Genomic DNA, 20,051 nt, shown 5'->3' with positions numbered 1-20,051 from the left:
GTGTAAAAAATCCGCCTGTTAAGCGGATTTTTGATTAGCGGCTTTCGCCGGTACTGTCTTCGCCGTAATACATTACGCCGATTTTGATTTTTTCGCGGCCTTTGCTGATGCGCCATGCGTTGGTGTCGCGCAGGGAATAGACGTAGCCGCAGTATTCCTGCATGTAGAAGCTCTCGCGTTTGCTGATTTCGATCATGCGTTGGCTGCCGCCGCCTTTGCGCCAGTTGAAGGTCCAGTATTGCACGTCCGGGATACCGTCCCAAAAAGACACACTTTTTGGGACGGTATCGATACGGAATGGCATATACCAGCCGAACGCATGAAAATGAAACGTCCGCATATCGTTCCCTTATCTGATTGGGCATTGGCGGTATTAGCCGAATTACGCCAACTTAACCGCTATAACAGTCCTTATTTTCTGACAGGCAACCGCAATAAGCCAATCAGCGATATGACCCTATCCAAAGCAATGAAAAGAATGGGCTATGATGGATTGCCGTAGCTTATCGGTTTAAGCAATGATTGTTAAAGTATTAATTGAATCAGCATGCTGTAGATGCTGTTTCATTACATGGTCATGGTCGGCAAGCCGGTATTGAGCATTTTACCAAGTGCGTTTTCAATGGCTTCACGAATTTTTGGGGCTTCTTTTCCACGCAGTTGGACGCCGATGCCCGGAACGCGTTTGACGGCGGCTTTAGGCGGGTTCAGCCATACGATGCGTCCGGAGGCGGCGAATTTGCCAAATTCTTCGGGCAGTTTGAGAAAGACGAAGACTTCTTGTTCTAGGCTGAAGTTTTCTTCGGTGGGATAGAATAGTCCGCAGCCGTCCACATAGGGCATGTAGGATTGATAGAGGCTGCGAGTGTCTTCGAAATCTAGGCGGATGACACCTTTTTTCAGTTTGGATTGGGCTTGTTGCTGTTCACTCATAGGATGGGATTCCTTGTTTCCATGTGATGTAAAAGTAGGGTTTTGCTTTGTAATGACCAGTTTAGCGGCTGGCGCTTGCTGCGGCGCAGTTTGCACAGCGCGGCATAGAGGTGGTGTATGCGGTGGATATCAATCTGCGCGAGTTGCTCTATGTATTGGGCGGAATTTTGCCAATTTTGCGGGGTGCTGTCTAGTTGTATCCACGCGATGAGGCGTTCGCATTGGTAGCAGAGGAGGTCTAATTGTTCTTCCTGTGGATAGTTGTCCAGCATTTGCAGGAATTGCCGCTGTTGTTTCGGCTGCGCGCAGTAGCGGATAAAGTCGGCAAAGAGCGCAAGGGGATTGGCTTGTTCGCGTTGTGCGTAGGCAAGGAAGGGGTTGTTGCGATAGAGGGCTAAGAGTTGTTCGGCTTCTGCGCTGTCTATGCCTTGCGTGATGAGCCAGTCTCGAGCTTGCGCAGGATCGGCTTGGGGTACTTGGTAGCTTTGCGAGCGGCTTAAGATGGTGGCTTTTACGGCGCGACGCGAGGGGGCGCTGAGGATAAAGTGGTTATGCGGACTGGGTTCTTCTAGGGTTTTGAGCAGGGAGTTGAGGGCGCTTTCAAAGTATTTGTCGATATTTTTTAGGTAGATGAAGCGGTGTTTGCCGATACTGGGGGTATTGCTGAGTTTGGCGATGAGTTCGCGCACGGCTTCTATGTTAAGGGTGTCGTGGGCGATGATGATGTCCGGATGGGTGTTTGCTTGGCGCAGGCGGCAGGGATGGCATTGTCCGCAGGCTTTGCCTTGGCTTCTGTTTTCGCAGAGGCTGGCGGCGATGAGTTGTCGGGCTAGAGCATCGGCATTGTCTTGCTGTGGGTCGATGAGCAGCAGACAGGCGGTGGGTTGCTCAATGGCTTGTTGCAGTTGTGGGGCGGCGAGGCTTGTCCAAGGGTAGTGCGTCATGAGCGGCAGAGTTCTTGCAGCAGGGGACTGATGCGGGCAAAGACTTGCTCGGGGCTGCCGCCGGCATCGATGAGTTGCACATGGGATTGGGTTTGGGCACGTTGGCGGTAACCTGCGTCTATGCGTTGGAAGAATGCGCGGTTTTCTTGTTCGAGGCGGTCGGGGGCTTGATTGCGTTTGGCAAGGCGTTCGGCGGCTTTATCCGGCTCAATCATGAGTATGAGGGATAAATCGGGCTGAAATTCGCCTTGTATGTATTGTTCCAATTGGCGGATGAGAGCGCTGTCGATGCCGCGTCCTGCACCTTGATAGGCATAGGTGGCGTCATTGAAGCGGTCGCTGAGTACCCATTCGCCGCGTGCAAGTCGCGGGAAGATTTCCGTTTCCAGATGTTGGCGGCGGGCGGCAAAGATGAGGAGGAGTTCGGTTAATTGGGTGGGTTGTAGTTCGGGGTCGAGAAAGATGGCACGGATTTTTTCGCCGACGGCGGTGCCGCCCGGTTCACGAGTGGTATAGAGTGTTTTGCCTTGGGCTTGCAAATAGTCGCGGATATGGGCGATTTGCGTGGTTTTGCCCGCGCCTTCGTTGCCGTCGATAGTGATGAATTTACCTTGCATTAGGGGCTTTCCTTTTGGCTGCGGCGGTAGGTTTGCACGGCTTTTTGATGTTCTTGGTAGGTAGCGCTGAAGGTGTGTCCGCCTGTGCCGTTGGCGACAAAGTATAGGCTGTCGCCGGTTTGCGGATTCAGGGCGGCTTTGATGGAAGCGGCACTGGCGAGCGCAATGGGGGTAGGGGGGAGTCCGTAACGGGTATAGGTGTTATAGGGGGTGTCGGTTTGTAGGTCACGGCGCGTGAGGTTGCCTTGATACTGTTCGCCTATGCCGTAGATGACGGTCGGGTCGGTTTGCAGACGCATGTTTTGCTGCAAGCGGCGATGGAATACGCCGCTGATTTGGGCGCGCTCGCCGGCTATGCCGGTTTCTTTTTCAATGATGGAGGCGAGAATGAGGGCTTCATAGGGGCTGTTGAGAGTGCCTTTTGCCGCTCGTGTTTCCCAAGCCTGCGTAAGGGTATTTTGCAAGGCTTGGTGCATGTGCTTGAGGAGGTCGATGTCGCTGTCGCCGTAGTGGAAATGGTAGGTGTCGGGGAGAAATTGTCCTTCCAGACTGCCGTTGATGCCTAGTATGGCGGCGATCTCCGCTTCGCTTTTGCCGCTGAGTTCGTGTTTGAGTTCTGTGGTGGCGGCGATTTGTCGCAGCAGGTCGGCACTGCGTTTGCCTTCAATGATTTGGAATTGTAAGACAATGACTTTGCCTGTTTGCAGATTGTTCAGCAGGTCTAGGGTACTCATATTCGGCTCGATGCGATAGTCGCCGGCTTTGATTTGCGCCGCGCCGCCGTTTAAACGCGCATGCAGTATCAATGCCCAAGGATGCTGCAGTCCATGGGCTTGCAAATCATGGGCAATGCGGTTGATATTGCTGCCTTTCGCAACATGCAGTATGGCTGTGCCGCTTGCTTGCAAGGGCGCATTCAAGCTTTGCTGATAGAGTTTGTAGCCGTAAATTGCTGCGCCTATGCCTAGCAGGAAGAGCAGGAGGAATAGGCGGCGTAACAGGCGGATAATCATGTTTAGACGCGGCGGAAAATGAGGGTGGCATTGGTGCCGCCAAAGCCAAAGGAGTTCGACATGGCGATATTGAGCGCGGCGTCGCGTGCCGTATGCGGACAGTAGTCTAAATTGCAACCTTCGCCGGGATTGTCTAAATTGATGGTGGGCGGAATTTTGCCGTCTCGCAGTGCAAGAAGGGTAAAGACGGCTTCAAGTCCGCCGGCAGCGCCAAGCGCGTGTCCCGTCATGGATTTAGTACTGCTGACGACGGTACGGTAGGCGGCATCGCCCATGGCTTGTTTGATTGCTTGGGTTTCCGCTAAATCGCCAATCGGCGTGGAAGTGCCGTGTGCATTGATGTAGTCGATTTGTTCAGAATTGATTTGGGCATCGCGTAGGGCATTGCGGATGCAACGTGCCGCGCCGTTGCCTTCGGGGTGGGTAGCGGTAATATGATAGGCGTCGCCGCTCATGCCCATACCTATGATTTCGCCGTAAATTTTAGCTCCGCGTGCTTGCGCGCTGTGCAAGGATTCCAATACCAGTACGCCGGCGCCGTCGCCAAGTACAAAGCCGTCGCGGTCTTTGTCCCAAGGGCGGGAGGCTGCTTGCGGGTCGTCATTGCGGGTAGAGAGGGCTTTGGCAGCGGCAAAACCGGCGATTCCCATATCGTTGCCCGCCATTTCCGCACCACCGGCAACCATGACATCGGCATCGCCTAATTGGATCATACGGTAGGCTTGCGCAATCGAATGGGTGGCGCTGGCACAGGCGGTTGCGGTTGCGAGGGCAGGACCTTTTAAACCGAATCGGATGGACAAATTGCCGGAAATCATGTTGATAATGTTAGCAGGAACATAAAATGGAGAAACGCGTCTGGCACCGCCGTCAAGGAAATCTTTATAGCCGGAGAGCATGCCGGGCAAGCCGCCGATGCCGGAGCCGATAATAATGCCGCTGCGTTCGGCAAGGGCTTCGTTATGGGCAAAGTCTATGCCGCTATCTTGAATGGCTTGAATTCCTGCCGCCATGCCGTAATGCACGAAGGTATCCATTTTGCGCGCTTCTTTGGCAGAGAAATATTCGTCGCTGTTAAAATCAATGACATTCGCACGGAAGCGTACAGGTAATGCCGAAGCGTCGTAATCGCTGATGGGGCGTACGCCGCTTTTGCCTGCCAAAATATTGGCCCAAGCGCTGTTCACGCTGCTACCCACAGGGCTGATAATCCCCATGCCTGTTACTACTACCCGATTCAGGGCGCGTGAAGTCATTTCATTCATCAAAAATATTCCTTAACTGATTCGTGCCTTGCTATTGAAGGAGATACCGCGCTAAGAGCGCAAATGCTTAACTGTCGGATATATTGTTATATTACCGTACAGTAGCGATAAATAAAAAAAAGCCACGGCATGAAGGACACTTCCGTGGCTTTTGAATTCGGATAATGCCCGAGATTAAGCCTGATTGGCTTTGACGTAGTCAATCGCTGTTTGTACAGTCGTAATTTTTTCTGCGTCTTCATCGGGAATTTCGCAGTCAAACTCTTTTTCAAGGGTCATGACTAATTCCACTAAATCTAAAGAATCGGCGCCCAAATCATCAATAAAATGGGCTGCCGGTTTTACTTGTGCTTCGTCAACGCTTAATTGTTCAGCGATAACTTTAATGACACGTTCTTCAATGTTGCTCATGTTTTTTCCTATTGGATTGATAAAAATTTTCCGCATTATACCGAAATAATGCGTCGGTGTCAGAGCCTTTTGCATGAAAGGCATTACAGCATGTACAGCCCGCCGTTCACATGCAATGTTTCGCCTGTGATGTAATTCGCGCCGGCTAAAAATACTGCTGCTTGGGCAATATCTTCCGTCTGTCCGAGTTTTTCTAAAGGCACTGAAGCCAATAAGGCTTGGCGTTGCGCTTCGGGCAGGGTGTCGGTCATATCGGTGGCGATAAAACCGGGGGCAATGACGTTTACCGTAATGCCGCGGGAACCTAATTCGCGCGCTAAGGATTTGGAGAATCCGATAATGCCTGCTTTGGCGGCGGCATAATTGGTTTGCCCAGCATTGCCCATCACGCCAACTACGGAGGCAATGTTGATGATGCGTCCGAAACGCGCTTTCATCATATCGCGGCTTGCCGCCTTGCTCATACGGTAGATACTGCCCAAATTGGTGTTAATGACATTATCCCATTGCTCTTGCTTCATACGCATCAATAAGCCGTCGTCCGTAATACCGGCATTGTTGACCAAAATTTCCACGCTGCCGAATGCTTGTTTAATCTCGGCAAAGATTTGCTCAATTGCCGCTTCGTCATTGACATTTAATGCCATGCCTTTGCCTTTAAGGCCTGCGGCTTGAATGGCGTCCGTGATTTTTGCCGCGCCGCTGTCTGTAGTGGCGGTGCCGATGACGGTTGCGCCCGCCTGACCCAAGGCGAGTAGGGTAGCTTTGCCGATACCGCGGCTTGCGCCGCTGACTAAGGCGATTTTTCCTGTTAATACATTCATTTATTTATTGCTCCAAAAAGCTGCGCAGACCTTCTAATTGGTCCGGGCTGTCAAAATTGCCGGCACTGATACGGTTGTCGATACGTTTTGCCAATCCGCTCAATACTTTGCCGGGACCGACTTCAATCACTTTATTAACGCCGGCCTCGCCGAGCGCCGTAATACAATCCGTCCATAAAACGGGTTCATATAATTGTGCACCTAATGCGGCTTGGATGCCGTAGCGGTCTTTGTGTTGTTTGGCATCGACGTTGAAAATCACAGAGATTTTCGGTTCCTGCCAATGAATTTGGTCTAAGAAGAGGCTGAATTTTGCAGCAGCGGAACGCATCAGCGGTGTATGGGACGGTACGCTGACCGGCAATAAGACCGCGCGTTTGGCGCCTGCGGCTTTGGCAGCGACAATTGCTGCATCAACAGCTGCTTTTTTACCGCCGATGACGACTTGACCGGGAGAGTTGTAGTTTGCCGGATAGACTTCTCCACCTTCGATACCGCTGCATACTTCGCGTACCACTTTGTCTTCCAGGCCTAAAATTGCCGCCATTGCGCCTTCGCCGAAGGGAACGGCTTCTTGCATAATGCTGCCGCGTTGATGAACCAAAGCGACGGCTTCGGCAAAAGGTAGGGCTCCGGCAACTGTTAAGGCGCTGTATTCGCCGAGAGAATGTCCGACTAAAAATTGCGGGCTAATCGCTAATTCTTGTTGCAGCACTTCATAGGCGGCATAGCTGGCGGTCAGCAGAATCGGTTGGGTGTAAATGGTGTGATTGAGTTGGTCATCAGGGTTTTCCTGCACGATGGTCCATAAATCTTTGCCGATAATATCGCTGGCTTCTTGAAAGCGTTGCAGGACTTGCGGAAATTGCTCGCTGAGCGCTTTAAGCATGCCGAGGGATTGCGAACCTTGTCCCGGGAAGATGAGGCCTAACATAGAATCTCCTTTTAGTAGCTGAGAATGCAACCGCCCCAAGTGAAGCCTGCACCGAATGCTTCAAGCAGCACTTTGTGCCCGCGCTGAATTTTTCCGCAACGGATGCCGTCGTCTAAGGCAAGTGGCACGGAAGCGGCAGAGGTATTGGCGTGTCGGTCAACCGTTACAATAACTTTCTCCATGGGCAAATTCAAGTGTTCTGCGGTGGCGGCAATGATGCGTAAATTCGCTTGATGCGGCACGAGAAAATCAATGTCTTGCGCTTGCATTTGGCATTGTTCGAGCAGTTCGCCGACTAAACCGCTAAGACTTTTTACCGCTACTTTAAAGACTTCGCGTCCTTGCATTTGCACATAAGAAGAGCGTTGCGCCAAATTTTCATTAGCAGCGCCGGCACCTTTGTCTATTAATAGCAGCGGACCGTGAGTGCCGTCGCTATGCAGGCTGAATCCGTAAATGCCGGGGGTTTCACTAGCCTCGACAATAACGGCACCGGCACCATCGCCGAATAAGACCGCCGTATTACGGTCCTGCCAGTCCACATGACGACTCAGAACATCAACGCCAATGACTAAAGCGCGCTGCGCCATGCCGCTTTGGATGTAGGCATTTGCCGTAGCCAAAGCAAAAATAAAGCCGGAGCAGGCAGCGGAAACATCTAAGGCGGGAATCGGGCGGAAAGGCAGCCTTGCCTGTAATTGCGAGGCATTGCTGGGAAAAACATATTCCGGCGTGCTGGTGCCGATGATGATGAGATCGATGTCTTGCGCCCCATAAGGACTGGCGGCTAAAGCCTCTATCGCGGCTTGCTCGCACATATCGGTGCTGCTTTCATTATCCGCGACAATATGACGTTGCTTAATGCCGGTGCGGCTTTGTATCCACTCGTCAGAAGTATCCATCATGGCGGATAAATCGTGATTGCTAAGCACTTTTTGGGGCAAATAGCTGCCGGTGCTGACAATGCGGGTATAAATCATGCGGGTTTTTCTTCTTCTAGGGAAGGGAGGAGGGTTAATTGCGTACGGATGCGTTCTAAAATACCGTTGCTTGCCGCTAAATAGGCGCGGCTGATGGCATTGGCAAAAGCGAAAGCATCGGCATTGCCGTGGCTTTTGACAACAAGTCCTTGCAAGCCTAATAACATGGCGCCGTTATAAATACGCGGATCCATCGTGCCTTTGAGTTTTTTCAAGATGGGCAATGAGCAAAGTGCGGCTAATTTGGTCAACAGATTGCGTTTGTATTCGCGTTCCAGGCTTAATTGAATGAATTTGGCGATGCCTTCAACCGATTTCAGCGCCACATTGCCGACGAATCCGTCACAGACCACAACGTTCAGCCCTTGTTTGAGGAAAATGTCGTTACCTTCGATGTTGCCGATGTAGTTGATAGGCGCTTGGGCAAGCAGTTTGCCTGCTTCTTTAACCGTATCATTGCCCTTAATCGCTTCTTCGCCGATATTGAGCAAACCGACGGTAGGCTGCGGATTATTATCCAATGCTTTGGACAGCTCGGAACCCATGATGGCGAATTGTTCCAATTGCTCGGGTTTGACATCGACGTTGGCGCCGAGGTCTAAGCAATGGACGTGTCCGTGCATTGCCGGCAGGGTGGCGCAAATCGCCGGACGCGAAATACGGGGGAGCATTTTGAGGATGTAGCGCGCGCTTGCCATTAATGCGCCTGTGTTGCCCGCGCTGACGCAGGCTTGGGCACGACCGTCGCGCACCATTTCAATGGTGCGCCACATGGAAGAGTCGTTTTTATGCCGTAATACATTAGCCGGCAGTTCGTCCATCGCCACAATTTGCGAACTGTGCAAAATCTCACAGCGATTTTTGTCTAATTGGGCGAAAAGAGCGTGCGTTTGAATGGCTTGCTCGTCGCCAACCAAAAGTAAATGCAGCGCCGAATGCTGCTGTTGAGCAATTTGCGCTGCTGCCAGTGTGCTGTCTAAGCCAATATCGCCACCCATTGCATCAATGGCGATAGTGACTGTGTTTGTCTGTGTCATCGCGAAGACGCTGAGACTTATTCTTCGTCTTGGAAGTCGAGTGTATCAGCAGGTTTGACAATGGCTTGGCGGCCGCGGTAGAAGCCGTCTTTGCTTACATGATGGCGTAAGTGGCGTTCGCCGCTGGCGCTGTCGGTTGAAATGGTGGCGAAGCCTAAAGCATCGTGGCTGCGGCGCATGTCACGTTTTGAAGGGGTTTTGCGGTTTTGTTGAACTGCCATGGTTTACTCCTTGTTATTCATTAAATCTTTCAGTTGTGCAAAAGGACTTTGCGGCGCTTCAGCTTCAGTTTGAGCGATGCGGCTTTGTTCAATCGGCAACTGGCAATTGTCGTGCTTGGCAATCATGGGCATTGCCAATAGCACTTCTTCTTCTAAAAACCACGCCAAATCAATTTCTTCATCGGCGCAGACGAGTGTTTCTCTACCGTCTTCGATTTGCTCTTCTTGGGCTTCGGAGCGCAGAAGAAGGTAGTCGAAGGGCAAGTCCGCCTGCCACTGCATCGCTTGTAAACATCGTTGGCAAGTCAAACTAAGCGATACGTTAAGCTGACCTTTGAGGTATGCTTTGTTGTCATTATCGCAATAGCCTTCTATATAAACTTGCATCGGTTTGTCCGCTTCCGCCCAAGCTTTGAGCTCTTGGCTCTGATGAAGATCAAAAGCACCGGAAACGATTCTGCGGCTGCGGGCAAAAAGCCACGGTTCGATGAAACGAGGCAGGGACTGGTCGGCAGGATGGCGCATCATACATTCAACTCTTTGAAGTGTCAAAAATCTCTTAGCTGTGGACGTATTGGTCGATATAGACATAGGCAATATCGGAAATTTCCCGCATGCGGTTGCTGCGTTCGGTAATCCAGCGGCTGTAATTGCTGGCGGAATTGCTTTTCTCGATGATGCCTGTGAAGGTATAGGGGCGCAATTGTCCAAAGCGGTTACGGTAGGCAATGATACCGAAGTTTCCGCATAAACGCGAGGTCGAGCCGGTTTTGTCGTAAACGCTGAGAGTCTCGGGGATGTGTTGGGTGTTGACGCTGATGCGATCGTGGTTTTTGATGCCCATCATTTCTTTTAAGAGGCGGGCACCCGGCATTTGCTCATGCCAAAGGGCGTATAAAAAGCGGCTGTAATCGGCGGCGGAGGCTTTGTTGCGGTAGGCTTTGCCGCCGGCAGGGATATTTTCCACGATTTGGATGTCGCGGAAGATGTCGGGGGCGTGTTTGCGCAGCATCCATTGTACGCTCTTGGGTCCGCCTACGCGGCTGAAGAAGTGGTTGGTGTATTCGTTGTTGCTGTCGACGATCATGGCGCGCATTTCATCGATAATGCGGCTGTTGAGCGGATAGGCGGCGGCATTTTTGAGGTAGTGGCAATAAAGATAGGCTTGGATGACCATGGGTTTGACCATGCTGGCACTTTGCATCGGGCGGTTTTCATTGATGCCTGCGTAGCTTTTTCCTGTGAGAATGTCGGTAATGTGCCAAGCGGTTTTTTCGTCTGCGTCGATCAGTCCGTTTTGGCGCATTTCGCTGACCGCCGCTTGGATTTGCGCGTTTAAATCCGCCAGCAGGCTTTGCATGATGATTTGCGCGCGCGCAGGAATCAGCGGGCTTGCGGCAAGCAAGGCGGCGCTTTTGAGGAATTGTCTTTTGCTTAATGCCATGGTCTTGATAAAAAATGAAAGCACGCAGTCTAGCAAATTTTTACTGCGTGGGGGAGTGTTGCTGTTTCAGTAGGTATTGCAGGTAGTTTTGCCGCCAAGCAGGTCCGGGGTCGCTTTTGCGTTGCGGGGCGATGTGGCTGTGGTGGGTAATGTGTTCTAGGCTGAATGTCGGGTGACGAGCGTGCAGGGCGGTGATGAGTTGCGCGCAGCTTTGGTATTGGCGTAGGGTGTAGGGGATGTGGTCTGCACCATTGAGTTCAATGCCGAGAGAGAAGTCGTTGCAGTTTTCTCGTCCTCGGTATTGTGATTGTCCGGCATGCCAAGCGCGTTTGAGGGTGGAGACGTATTGCGTGATTGCACCGTCGCGGGCGATGAAGAAGTGCGCGCTGACGCGCAAATCGGCAATGTCGTCAAAGTAGGGATGTATGTGGCGCTCATCCGCGAGTTTGCCCAGAAAGAGGGCGTCAATGTATTGGCTGCCGAAATTAAGCGGCGGCAGGCTGATGTTGTGCAAAACGCAGAGGCTGATGTCTTGGCTGTCGGGGCGTTCATTGTAATGAGGAGAGGGAAGGTGGTGGCAGTCGGGGGTTTGCAACCAGCCTTGGGCGTCAATAAAAAACGGCTTCATGTTGAGAATTTGCTGTGGTTTTGCACAAATTTTATCCACAGGCGGAGATTTTTTAAGCATGGCGGCGGTTTATTCCAAAGCAAGAAATAAATTTGAAAGAATTACAATAGCCTGTTTTATGCTATTGTTTTTAAATAATTTATTTTTATCTGCGCAATTTTTGCGCAAGCACTTAAGCCTCGGTTGCCGTTTAAAAAAAATCGTGCTCGGGCGGAGTTGTCCAAGGTTATCCACAATTCGCGTGGATAAGTGAATAAGGCTTAATCTTAGAAAAAATACCCCGCATCGCGGGGCAAAGAAGAGGATTTTCATGTGAATTCGAAAAGGGCTTAGGGAAGCAGATTGTCGTCCGAGCCTTCATTGATGCTCTCGAAAAGGAAGGTGGACATGTAGCGTTCTGAGCCGTCCGGCAGCATGACGAGCAAAACGGAGCCTTCTGCGGCTTTTTGCGCGAATTGCAGGGCAGCGTTAAAGGTTGCGCCGCCAGAGATGCCGGTTTGGATGCCTTCTTGAGTGGCAAGGGCTAGGGCGCTGTCGCGGGCTTCTTCATCGCCGACGGGAATCAGATGGTCGTAGATATTTTGATTCATAGTTTCGGCAATGAAATCGGGTACCCAGCCTTGGATTTTATGCGGCGCCCATTCTTTGCCCGCGAGTAATTGGGCGTTGACGGGTTCGGTGGCGACGATTTCCAGTTGCGGACGCGCTGCTTTAAGGACTTCGCCCGTGCCTGAAATAGTACCGCCTGTGCCGTAGCCGCTGACGAAATAATCGAGGCGGCGGCCGGCGAAGTCGCGCAGGATTTCAGCGGCGGTGGTTTCGCGATGATATTGCGGGTTGGCGGGGTTGGCGAATTGATTGGCGAGGAACCAACCGTTTTTCTCGGCTAATTCTTTGGCGACGCGCACCATGCCTTGTCCGCGTTCGGCGGCAGGGGTTAAGATGACTTTGCCGCCGAAGCTGCGGATGAGTTTGCGCCGTTCAACCGAAAAGGTTTCTGTCATGACGGCGACGAAAGGATAGCCTTTTGCCGCGCAGACCATTGCCAAGGCAATGCCCGTATTGCCGGAGGTGGCTTCCACGACGGTTTGTCCCGGTTTTAAGAGTTCGCGGCGTTCTGCGTCGGTAATGACGGCATATGCCAAGCGGTCTTTGACCGAACCGCCGGGATTGCGCGATTCCAATTTGACGTACATTTCCACGTGTTTCGGTGCCAGACGGTTGATACGCACGATCGGCGTGTGTCCGATGGTATCGAGAATATTGTTGTAAATCATGGGAACTCCTGCTTGTTGATAAGTAGGCTTATGTTAGTGGATTTGCCGTGAAGGCGTAAAGAGTATTTATTTATAGTCTTATAGCGTCAGGTTATGGGCTTTATTATGCGATTTGGTTATGAAATCCTGTTGAGCGGAGAAAAATGGAGCTTGAATGCGCTTACAAATTTTTGATTGGGTATTGGATTTGCATGATTTTGCACATTGTTAACAGCGTATCTGTCAAATAAGCGAAAAGAATATGAAATTACGACAACTGCAATGTGTGTGGGCGGTAGTGCATAACGGCTACAATGTAACGGCCGCCTCGGAGGCTTTGCATATGTCGCAGCCGGCGGTCAGCAAGCAGATTAAGATGTTTGAAGATATGTTGGGTATGCAGGTCTTTAAACGCAATAGCAAAAGTTTTACCGGTTTGACGCCTTTGGGCGACGCTTTAATGCCGGAAATCGACCGCGTGTTATTGGGGATTGAAAATATTCGTCAGTTGGGCTTGCGCTCTCAGGAAGAGCGTTTTTCGCAACTGCACATCGCCACGACCAATACTTTGGCGCATTACCGCCTTTCTAGCACCATGCCTTATATGCAGCGGGCTTATCCGAATATTCCGCTCAATATCATGGAAGGAACCAATAGCCAGATTTTAGAGTGGGTACAAAATCAAGAGGCGGATTTCGCTTGGTTTTCCGCCTTATCTTTAGCTCCCTATGCCGGTGAGTTACGGCAATTGATTTATTTGCCGGCGATGAGTTGGAATTTAGTCTTAGTTGTGCCTAAAAATCATCCTTTGGCGGCAAAAGGTCCGCAATCTTTGGCGGATGTGGCGAAATATCCTTTGATTACTTATGTCACCTCGCATAAGGGTTCTTCGGGCTTAGCGAGCGTGATGGCGGAAGCCGGTTTGCAGCCGCGAATTATTGTTACCGCGCGCAGCGCGGATATGATGAAAAGTTATGCCCGCCGCGGCATGGGGGTTGCCGTGATTGCGGATATGGCATATGACCATGAATTGGATAAGGATTTGATCATGTATCCGCTCTCGCCCTGGGTGGGGCAGTTCCAAACCTATCTGACTTGGCACGAAACCAAGCGTTTGCGCGCCGTACATTATGATTTTATTGAACAAATTGTGCCTGATGCAGATAAAAACGCCGTACAAAGCCATATTCGCCGCATTCAAATCGGTAAGGATCCTGAAGGTTGGGTAATTTAAACGCAGTACGCAATGAGTTACGCAGACGACGGCAAGCGATTGCAGGTATGCTGCGTCAGCAAAAAAGCGCGGCGGCGGCGCAATATGCGCAGCAATTTTTGGCGCAATTGTCGCAGGCTCAGCATATCGGCGTGTTTTTATCTTTGCCGGAAGAAATCGATACTAGTGTCTTAGTAGATACTTTATGGCGGCAGAAGAAATCTCTGTATTTGCCCGTGGTTAAAGAAAAGCAGGCGGCGCTTGCTTGGCGGGAATATCGCCGCGATACAGTTTTGATAAAAGATATTTTCGGTATCGCGACGCCATCTGATGCAAGCGCTGAATGGCAGGGGGATTTTGATGTCGTCTTAGTGCCTTTGGTCGGCGTTGATGTAAAGGGCAATCGTCTGGGTATGGGCGGAGGCTTTTATGACCGCACATTTGCCGATAAAATACGCGGGCATCGTCCTTGGCTAATCGGCTTTGCTTACGAATGTCAGTTAATTGATCATATCCAGCGGCGAGACTGGGATGTGCCACTAGATGCTCTCGCCACCGACGCACAGTTGTTGCATTTTATTTAAGGAGTTTTTATGAGTCTTAAGCGTGATCTTACCCGTATCAGTCATCACACCAAAATCGTTGCCACTCTCGGACCTGCCAGTAGCGAAGTGGATATTCTCGAGCAGATGATTCGTGTGGGCTTGAATGTGGTGCGGTTTAATTTTAGTCACGGTACTGCCGCTTTCCATGAAGAAAATGCGCGCAAAGTCCGCGAAGCCTCAGAGCGCGCCGGTCGTCAAGTAGCCATTATTGCGGATCTGCAAGGCCCTAAAATCCGCGTCGGCAAAATTGAAAACGGCCGCATTGATTTGGTCGAAGGCGATACGTTTATTTTAGATGCTGCTTATAAAGGCGAAGGCAATCAGCAGCGCGTAGGTTTGGATTATGAAAATCTGCCCAATGATGTGGCGCCGGGCGATATTTTGCTGCTAGATGACGGCTTATTAACACTGACAGTGAAAAAAGTGGACGGCAGTCAAATTCATACCATCGTTGAAAACAGTGCGCCGCTGAAAAGCAATAAAGGCATCAATAAGCAAGGCGGCGGTTTGTCGGCACCGGCTTTGACCGAAAAAGACATGGAAGATTTGAAAACCGCATTAGCCATCGGCGTGGATTATGTGGCGATCAGCTTCGTAAAATCGGCTTCGGATATGGAATTGGCGCGTCAGTTGGTCATGCAAGGCAGCTCTTCTGCACATAATGTTCAACCGGGTTTGATTGCAAAAATCGAACGTGTGGAAGCAATTCAAAACTTAGAAGAAATCATTAAAGCCAGTGACGGCATCATGGTAGCGCGCGGCGATTTGGCGGTTGAAGTCGGCAATGCCGCCGTACCTGCTCTGCAAAAACAAATGATTTCAATGGCTCGCAAATTACGCCGCTTTACCATTACTGCTACTCAGATGATGGAAAGCATGATTGTCAATCCGGTACCGACCCGTGCGGAAGTGTCCGATGTGGCGAATGCCGTATTAGACGGTACTGATGCGGTCATGCTGTCTGCCGAATCGGCGGTGGGTAAATATCCTTTTGAAACCGTGCGTACTATGGCGATTATCTGTCAAGCGGCGGAAAAAGCGGAGTATCCTTTGGAAAACATTGATATGAATATCAATTCGGCCAACCGTATCGACCATGTGATTGCCGAAGGCGCAGTATATGCGGCGCGCAAAATCAATGCCAAAGCCATTGTGGCTTTGACTGAAAGCGGTACCACGCCTTTCCAAATGAGCCGCTACGGCGTGAATATTCCGATTTACGCACTGACTTCCAATGTCAACGTGCAGCGTAAAATGGCGATTTACCGCGGTGTACGTCCGATGATGTTGGATGTGAGCAAAGACCAAGAAACCGCCATTCAAGAAGTGGAAGCGCATCTGCAATTCCGCGGCGTGGTAGAAAGCGGCGATTTGTTCGTGATCACCAGCGGTATGCAAATGCATCAGCAAGGCGCTACCAATACTTTGCAAATTTATCGCGCTAAATAATCGTATAATTCTGTGCAAAACGCCCCCTTCGCGGGGCGTTTTTGCTAGAGAAGGAAAAACCGGCATATGCCGGCTTTTTCTATTGATTGTTGATGAACGAGGCGGATTAAGGAATGCTTATGCCGCCTTTTGTTTTATAGTCGAAGAATTGAAAAAGTATTACGGCGTTGGCTCGCCTTGCCGTACTATCTGTACTGTCTGCGGCTCGCCGCCTTGTACTACACTTCTCCGACTATAGTCATCGCTATATCTTTAGACTAAAGCAACGCCGCTTAAGTCAATAAAAAGCCCGGCAATCGTAGCACTCATCAGGTTTGCCAAAGTACCGGCGATAACAGCTTTCATGCCCAAACGCGCAATATCGGAGCGGCGGTTAGGTGCCATACTGCCGATGCCGCCGATTAAAATCGCAATCGCGCTTAAATTGGCGAATCCGCACAAAGCAAAAGTGATGATGGCTTTGGTTTTATCGCTAAGCATAACCGCAGCATCGGCTTGCAAATATTGGGCAAATTCCAAATAGCCGACAAATTCGTTAACGGCTAATTTCATGCCGATCATTTGTCCGGCAATGCCTGCTTCACTCCAAGGTACGCCGATTAAATAGGCAAGCGGTTGGAAAACATAGCCTAGTAGCACTTGTAGAGTCAGTCCTTCTATGCCGAATAATCCGCCGATACCGCCGATAATGCCGTTAATCAATGCAATCATGGCGATGAAGGCGACGAGCATTGCGCCCACATTCACCGCTAATCTCATGCCCGCACTAGCACCATTGGCAAGCGCTTCGACAATATTATGCGGTTTTTCTTCATCATGCGATTCTTCTAAGGTGTCTCGGAAGGCTTCTGTTTGCGGATACAATAGTTTAGCAAACAGCAGACCTGCCGGAGCCGCCATAAACGAAGCGGCGATCAAATAGGTTAAAGGCACGCCCATGCCCGCATAACCTGCCAATACCGAGCCCGCAATCGAAGCCGTGCCGCCTACCATAATGGCAAACAATTCGGATTCTGTCATACGGCTGACAAAGGGCTTAACGACTAGGGGCGCTTCCGTTTGTCCGACAAAAATATTGGCTGCCGCAGACATGGATTCGGCTTTTGACGTGCCTAGGGCTTTTTGCAAACCGCCGCCTAAAACTTTAATAACCCATTGCATGACGCCGATATAATACAGCACGGAAATTAATGCGGAGAAGAAGATAATCACCGGCAATACTTTAACCCCAAAAATAAAGCCGACGTTTGAAGGATCGGCCAATCCTCCGAAAATAAAATTAATGCCTTCGTTGCCATATGCAATTACCGCACTGACGCCGTTAGCCATTGCCAACAGCGCATTGCGTCCTGCCGGCACGTATAAAATCAAAGCTGCAAAAGCAGTTTGAATGGCTAATGCACCTAATACCGTTCTAAAATTAATAGCCTTTTTATTATTAGATAATAAAAAACCGATTCCTAAAAGAACAAATATACCTAAGATACTAATTAATATACTCATAAAAACCCCATCGGATAATCAATAAATCGTCGTCACTCTCTGAATACCGCATTTTTTTGCATAAGCCGACAGTTCGTCGGTTTCTTCTATGCTAGGAACGAATTTTTCTAACCCATCGGCATCTCTGGCTCCTTTCGTATGAACACGGATAATTTTTAGCAATACATCAGGATATGTTTGAAGCAGTGATGCCGCTTTATGAATTAAAGATTTGGCATCAAAAAATTGATTGATAAATACCAAGCGAACTTCTTCAATTTTTCCTTCAGGTAACAGTTTGGATAAATTATATAAATTTCTTTGCAAATTCTCCGGTCTTATATGATGTTTATCGGGGAAGAGGTTTTCCGGCACGATTCCTTGATGATTTTTGCGGTCTAAACATAAACTTTGCAGCCCCATGCCATCGCCTTTTAAATCAAATAAAAATTTATCTGTTACGGCAATTAAGGGTTTGATAACTTCATAGTTGAAAAATCCGCTGCTGTCTAAATAACAAGTCAGACCTTCTTTTTTCAATGCTTCAAATAAAGGAATAATTTGCTGATAATGAATAGTCGGTTCTCCGCCGGAAATCGTTACGCCTCGAATAAACGGCACGGCTTCCATGACTTGTTCATATAGATATTGCAAACTGCCCGATTGGGCATCTTTTGAATAACGGGGAATGGTTTCCGGATTATGGCAATACAGACAGTTTAATTTGCAGCCTTGCAGGAAAATGCTGGTTCTATTTCCTTGCCCTTCAACATTGGAAAAGGGAATGATTCGATGCAGAGGCACAAATATTTCAGACAGCATTGCCATGAAATTATCGTTACGCGCCAATATTTATATTGTCTTCATCACGCAATTGGCGATCAAATACTTTTGCGCAATCATCAGTTCCTGAGCCGTACCATGTGGTATCGCGCAATACCGCTTCGCCTTTGCGATATTTTTCCACTTCGCTTTTCTTAACCAAATATCCGGTTACGCGGATTAAATCGGTATTTTTTAAATAAGTTGTGATATAGCGATAACCATTGGCAAAAGAACCATCAATAATATCAACGACGGCATCCAAATGATCGATGTAAGTTTGATCAAAAGCGAATAAATCTCCCGTTCCTGACGGGAAATATTTATGAAATGGCGCAGATTGTTTTAAATGCGCCAATAAGGTCGGCTCTTCTCCAACGCGGATGCGGTGCGCAGGCGTATTCATTTTATCTTCGGCATGATTATTAGCGCCGACTTGTGCATGCAACAAATATTGGTTATTGGTGCGTTCCACATATAAGCCGGTATGCGCATCATTGACTTGCTGCAATGTATCCATGATTAAGGTGGCGATTTCGTCTCCGCGCTTGCTTTGTCCGAAAGTTTCGTTGATTCCTTCTTGTTTGAGCAAATAATTAACGGCATCCGCCAGGCCGACAATAGCAATCATGCTGGTGAAGTTACTTCTTTTAATAAAGCCTTCTTTTGCTAAAAAGCTACTGCTGAAAAAGTTGCTTTCTTCTACAAGGAATTTATGCCGTTTGTCCATGGTAGAAAGCGCAAGATTTGCAACTTTCGGTAATAATTGATGAATCATTTCGTCAAGATTTTGGCAAGCACGCGCAATCGTTCCCAAACGCAGACGGGTGAGCGTATAAGCGCCGCCGCATTCCGGCAGCGCGTTATAGCAGCTGGCAATGCCGTAATCATCGCCTAAATCTGCGCGGTAATAGGCATCATTGGCAAAAGAGGGTTTAGAAACTAATAAACAGGCTTTAGCAGCCAATTCGGCAAATTCGCGTGACGTTTTTTCTTTATCATAGCGAATACTCATATTAGGCGTGGTGTTTTCTAATTCAATTACTGCTTTTAATATCAAACGCCCCGCTTTAGTATCATTTGGGCCGACATTAGCATGGCAGAATGAATCAGGAATGGTTTTATCGATATGATTTAAAAATCTCTTGATTTTGATATAGTCCTGTTCTTCATTTGTAATAAAAGGATCTAATAATACATCCAATCTTCCGATATAGACCGGATAAGTCGTGATGGAAGGGACGTGAGAATATAAAATCAGCAAGCCGTCTAAAGCCTCGTCTAAGTCTTTAGGCGCAGGCAAGTCCAAAAATTCACAACCTTTGCGAATGTAAACCTCATAGTCCGGCAAAATATAGCGCGGGCGGTAAATCGCATAGCCTTCATTGAGGTCGCAGATCATTTGGTTTTCGATATGTTCCCACTCTTCCTCGGTGTAGCCGAGCAATTCGGTGGGCTTAAACAGGCGTTCGGCGATGTTCGCCAAACACATCACTTTTTGCTGATAGGTCAGATTGTTGGCTTTAACAGTATCTAAAATGTCTTGTAATGATGCTTGCATGATTAATCCTCTACATAATCAAAGTGTTAAAATGTGCTGCAATATTTTTCCAAAGGCATATTAACAAATTTATAGAATAAAGAACAAGTAATGTTTTCTTGGAATGTAGAAAAAACCACAATATTTTTCACAGAAAACCTCAAAAAATCTCATTTCTTTCTGCTTGCATAAAAAATGAGAAAAATTAATTCTCTACATTTCAATGTTGAAGAACAAATTTCATCAAAATTTCCTTACTGGTTGAAACCCCTCCCTTTAGGGAGGATAATCAAATTGGGAGAGGTGTAACCTCTTCCAATTCAGAGCAACACGTAGAGCGACGCTTTATGGGTCGCTCTGTGTGTTGAAACATGCTAAAAGACCTGAAAAATCTTATCCTATAAGACTTTTAGAGAGCTTAACAAAGCTTTGA

At 49.0% G+C, this 20,051-nt stretch carries 22 protein-coding genes and 1 pseudogene; 4 read left to right on the top strand and 19 right to left on the bottom strand.

The genetic code is table 11. The annotated features are described in order from the left end of the window. Positions 1–34 precede the first annotated feature (34 nt). Positions 35–250, bottom strand: a pseudogene (locus tag DYC63_RS02410) (epoxyqueuosine reductase QueH); the annotation flags it as partial. Between the two features lie 69 nt (positions 251–319). Between DYC63_RS02410 and DYC63_RS02405 the strand changes: the two are divergent. Further along, positions 320–502 carry a hypothetical protein gene (locus DYC63_RS02405; protein WP_115217770.1) on the top strand — a complete coding sequence of 61 codons (183 nt, stop codon included), beginning with the start codon at positions 320–322 and terminating at the stop codon, positions 500–502. A 65-nt stretch (positions 503–567) separates the two neighbouring features. Here DYC63_RS02405 and DYC63_RS02400 read toward each other — a convergent pair whose 3' ends face one another. The 15 genes from DYC63_RS02400 to cysK all read right to left on the bottom strand — a co-directional run bounded on the left by DYC63_RS02400 (position 568) and on the right by cysK (position 12,528). Beyond that, positions 568–933 (bottom strand): PilZ domain-containing protein, encoded by a 366-nt coding sequence (locus tag DYC63_RS02400; protein ID WP_112863877.1) that lies wholly within the window; start codon positions 931–933, stop codon positions 568–570. After that, entirely contained in the window at positions 930–1,877 is a 948-nt protein-coding gene (locus tag DYC63_RS02395) for a DNA polymerase III subunit delta' (RefSeq protein ID WP_115217769.1), read from the bottom strand. Before DYC63_RS02395 ends, DYC63_RS02400 begins: the two co-directional genes overlap by 4 nt. Further along, entirely contained in the window at positions 1,874–2,494 is a 621-nt protein-coding gene (gene tmk, locus DYC63_RS02390) for a dTMP kinase (protein WP_115217768.1), read from the bottom strand. Before tmk ends, DYC63_RS02395 begins: the two co-directional genes overlap by 4 nt. Next, positions 2,494–3,507, bottom strand: a complete 1,014-nt coding sequence (gene mltG, locus DYC63_RS02385) for an endolytic transglycosylase MltG (RefSeq protein ID WP_115217767.1) — start codon at positions 3,505–3,507, stop codon at positions 2,494–2,496. Before mltG ends, tmk begins: the two co-directional genes overlap by 1 nt. A 2-nt stretch (positions 3,508–3,509) precedes the next feature. Continuing rightward, the gene (fabF, locus tag DYC63_RS02380; RefSeq protein WP_112863871.1) at positions 3,510–4,772 is read right to left on the bottom strand and encodes a beta-ketoacyl-ACP synthase II; all 1,263 of its coding nucleotides are present in this window, start codon (positions 4,770–4,772) and stop codon (positions 3,510–3,512) included. Positions 4,773–4,946: 174 nt separating this feature from the next. Next, the gene (gene acpP, locus DYC63_RS02375; protein WP_112863869.1) at positions 4,947–5,183 is read right to left on the bottom strand and encodes an acyl carrier protein; all 237 of its coding nucleotides are present in this window, start codon (positions 5,181–5,183) and stop codon (positions 4,947–4,949) included. An 83-nt stretch (positions 5,184–5,266) separates the two neighbouring features. Beyond that, a complete protein-coding gene (gene fabG / locus DYC63_RS02370; RefSeq protein ID WP_115217766.1) occupies positions 5,267–6,007 on the bottom strand; it encodes a 3-oxoacyl-ACP reductase FabG in 741 nt (246 codons plus the stop codon). 4 nt (positions 6,008–6,011) lie between these two features. Further along, complete coding sequence (gene fabD / locus DYC63_RS02365; RefSeq protein ID WP_115217765.1) at positions 6,012–6,941, bottom strand: ACP S-malonyltransferase; 930 nt, start codon at positions 6,939–6,941, stop codon at positions 6,012–6,014. 11 nt (positions 6,942–6,952) lie between these two features. Beyond that, positions 6,953–7,921 carry a beta-ketoacyl-ACP synthase III gene (locus DYC63_RS02360; RefSeq protein WP_115217764.1) on the bottom strand — a complete coding sequence of 323 codons (969 nt, stop codon included), beginning with the start codon at positions 7,919–7,921 and terminating at the stop codon, positions 6,953–6,955. Further along, positions 7,918–8,958 carry a phosphate acyltransferase PlsX gene (gene plsX / locus DYC63_RS02355; RefSeq protein WP_115217763.1) on the bottom strand — a complete coding sequence of 347 codons (1,041 nt, stop codon included), beginning with the start codon at positions 8,956–8,958 and terminating at the stop codon, positions 7,918–7,920. Before plsX ends, DYC63_RS02360 begins: the two co-directional genes overlap by 4 nt. Before the next feature lie 17 nt (positions 8,959–8,975). Beyond that, entirely contained in the window at positions 8,976–9,179 is a 204-nt protein-coding gene (rpmF, locus tag DYC63_RS02350) for a 50S ribosomal protein L32 (protein ID WP_115217762.1), read from the bottom strand. A gap of 3 nt (positions 9,180–9,182) precedes the next feature. Then, a complete protein-coding gene (locus tag DYC63_RS02345) occupies positions 9,183–9,707 on the bottom strand; it encodes a YceD family protein (RefSeq protein ID WP_172459372.1) in 525 nt (174 codons plus the stop codon). A 31-nt stretch (positions 9,708–9,738) separates the two neighbouring features. Then, positions 9,739–10,623 carry a serine hydrolase gene (locus DYC63_RS02340; RefSeq protein WP_115217760.1) on the bottom strand — a complete coding sequence of 295 codons (885 nt, stop codon included), beginning with the start codon at positions 10,621–10,623 and terminating at the stop codon, positions 9,739–9,741. 40 nt (positions 10,624–10,663) lie between these two features. Continuing rightward, on the bottom strand, positions 10,664–11,251 hold the full coding sequence (gene ampD, locus DYC63_RS02335; RefSeq protein ID WP_115218039.1) for a 1,6-anhydro-N-acetylmuramyl-L-alanine amidase AmpD: 588 nt from the start codon (positions 11,249–11,251) through the stop codon (positions 10,664–10,666). A 329-nt stretch (positions 11,252–11,580) separates the two neighbouring features. After that, complete coding sequence (gene cysK, locus DYC63_RS02330) at positions 11,581–12,528, bottom strand: cysteine synthase A (protein ID WP_115217759.1); 948 nt, start codon at positions 12,526–12,528, stop codon at positions 11,581–11,583. A gap of 241 nt (positions 12,529–12,769) precedes the next feature. Here cysK and DYC63_RS02325 point away from each other — a divergent pair, with 241 nt between their 5' ends. Genes DYC63_RS02325 through pyk form a run of 3 tightly spaced genes read left to right on the top strand, consistent with a single transcriptional unit; the run spans position 12,770 to position 15,774 of the window. Beyond that, on the top strand, positions 12,770–13,741 hold the full coding sequence (locus DYC63_RS02325) for a LysR substrate-binding domain-containing protein (RefSeq protein ID WP_115217758.1): 972 nt from the start codon (positions 12,770–12,772) through the stop codon (positions 13,739–13,741). Beyond that, a complete protein-coding gene (locus DYC63_RS02320; RefSeq protein ID WP_115217757.1) occupies positions 13,729–14,304 on the top strand; it encodes a 5-formyltetrahydrofolate cyclo-ligase in 576 nt (191 codons plus the stop codon). Before DYC63_RS02325 ends, DYC63_RS02320 begins: the two co-directional genes overlap by 13 nt. Positions 14,305–14,313: 9 nt before the next feature. Beyond that, positions 14,314–15,774, top strand: coding sequence for a pyruvate kinase (gene pyk, locus DYC63_RS02315; protein ID WP_115217756.1), 1,461 nt, complete (start codon positions 14,314–14,316; stop codon positions 15,772–15,774). A 252-nt stretch (positions 15,775–16,026) separates the two neighbouring features. Here pyk and DYC63_RS02310 read toward each other — a convergent pair whose 3' ends face one another. From DYC63_RS02310 to DYC63_RS02300, 3 genes are read right to left on the bottom strand one after another with little or no spacing between them, the layout of a single operon-like run. Further along, positions 16,027–17,277: a NupC/NupG family nucleoside CNT transporter gene (locus tag DYC63_RS02310; protein WP_115217755.1), complete on the bottom strand. Its 1,251-nt coding sequence runs from the start codon at positions 17,275–17,277 to the stop codon at positions 16,027–16,029. A gap of 18 nt (positions 17,278–17,295) precedes the next feature. Then, positions 17,296–18,084, bottom strand: coding sequence for a 4Fe-4S cluster-binding domain-containing protein (locus DYC63_RS02305; RefSeq protein ID WP_115217754.1), 789 nt, complete (start codon positions 18,082–18,084; stop codon positions 17,296–17,298). A gap of 10 nt (positions 18,085–18,094) precedes the next feature. After that, entirely contained in the window at positions 18,095–19,639 is a 1,545-nt protein-coding gene (locus DYC63_RS02300) for a YjjI family glycine radical enzyme (protein WP_115217753.1), read from the bottom strand. Between the last annotated feature and the right edge of the window lie 412 nt (positions 19,640–20,051).

It is taken from the genome of Suttonella indologenes (assembly GCF_900460215.1).
GTDB lineage: Bacteria > Pseudomonadota > Gammaproteobacteria > Cardiobacteriales > Cardiobacteriaceae > Suttonella > Suttonella indologenes.
This window is presented reverse-complemented; position numbering and strand designations above follow the sequence as displayed.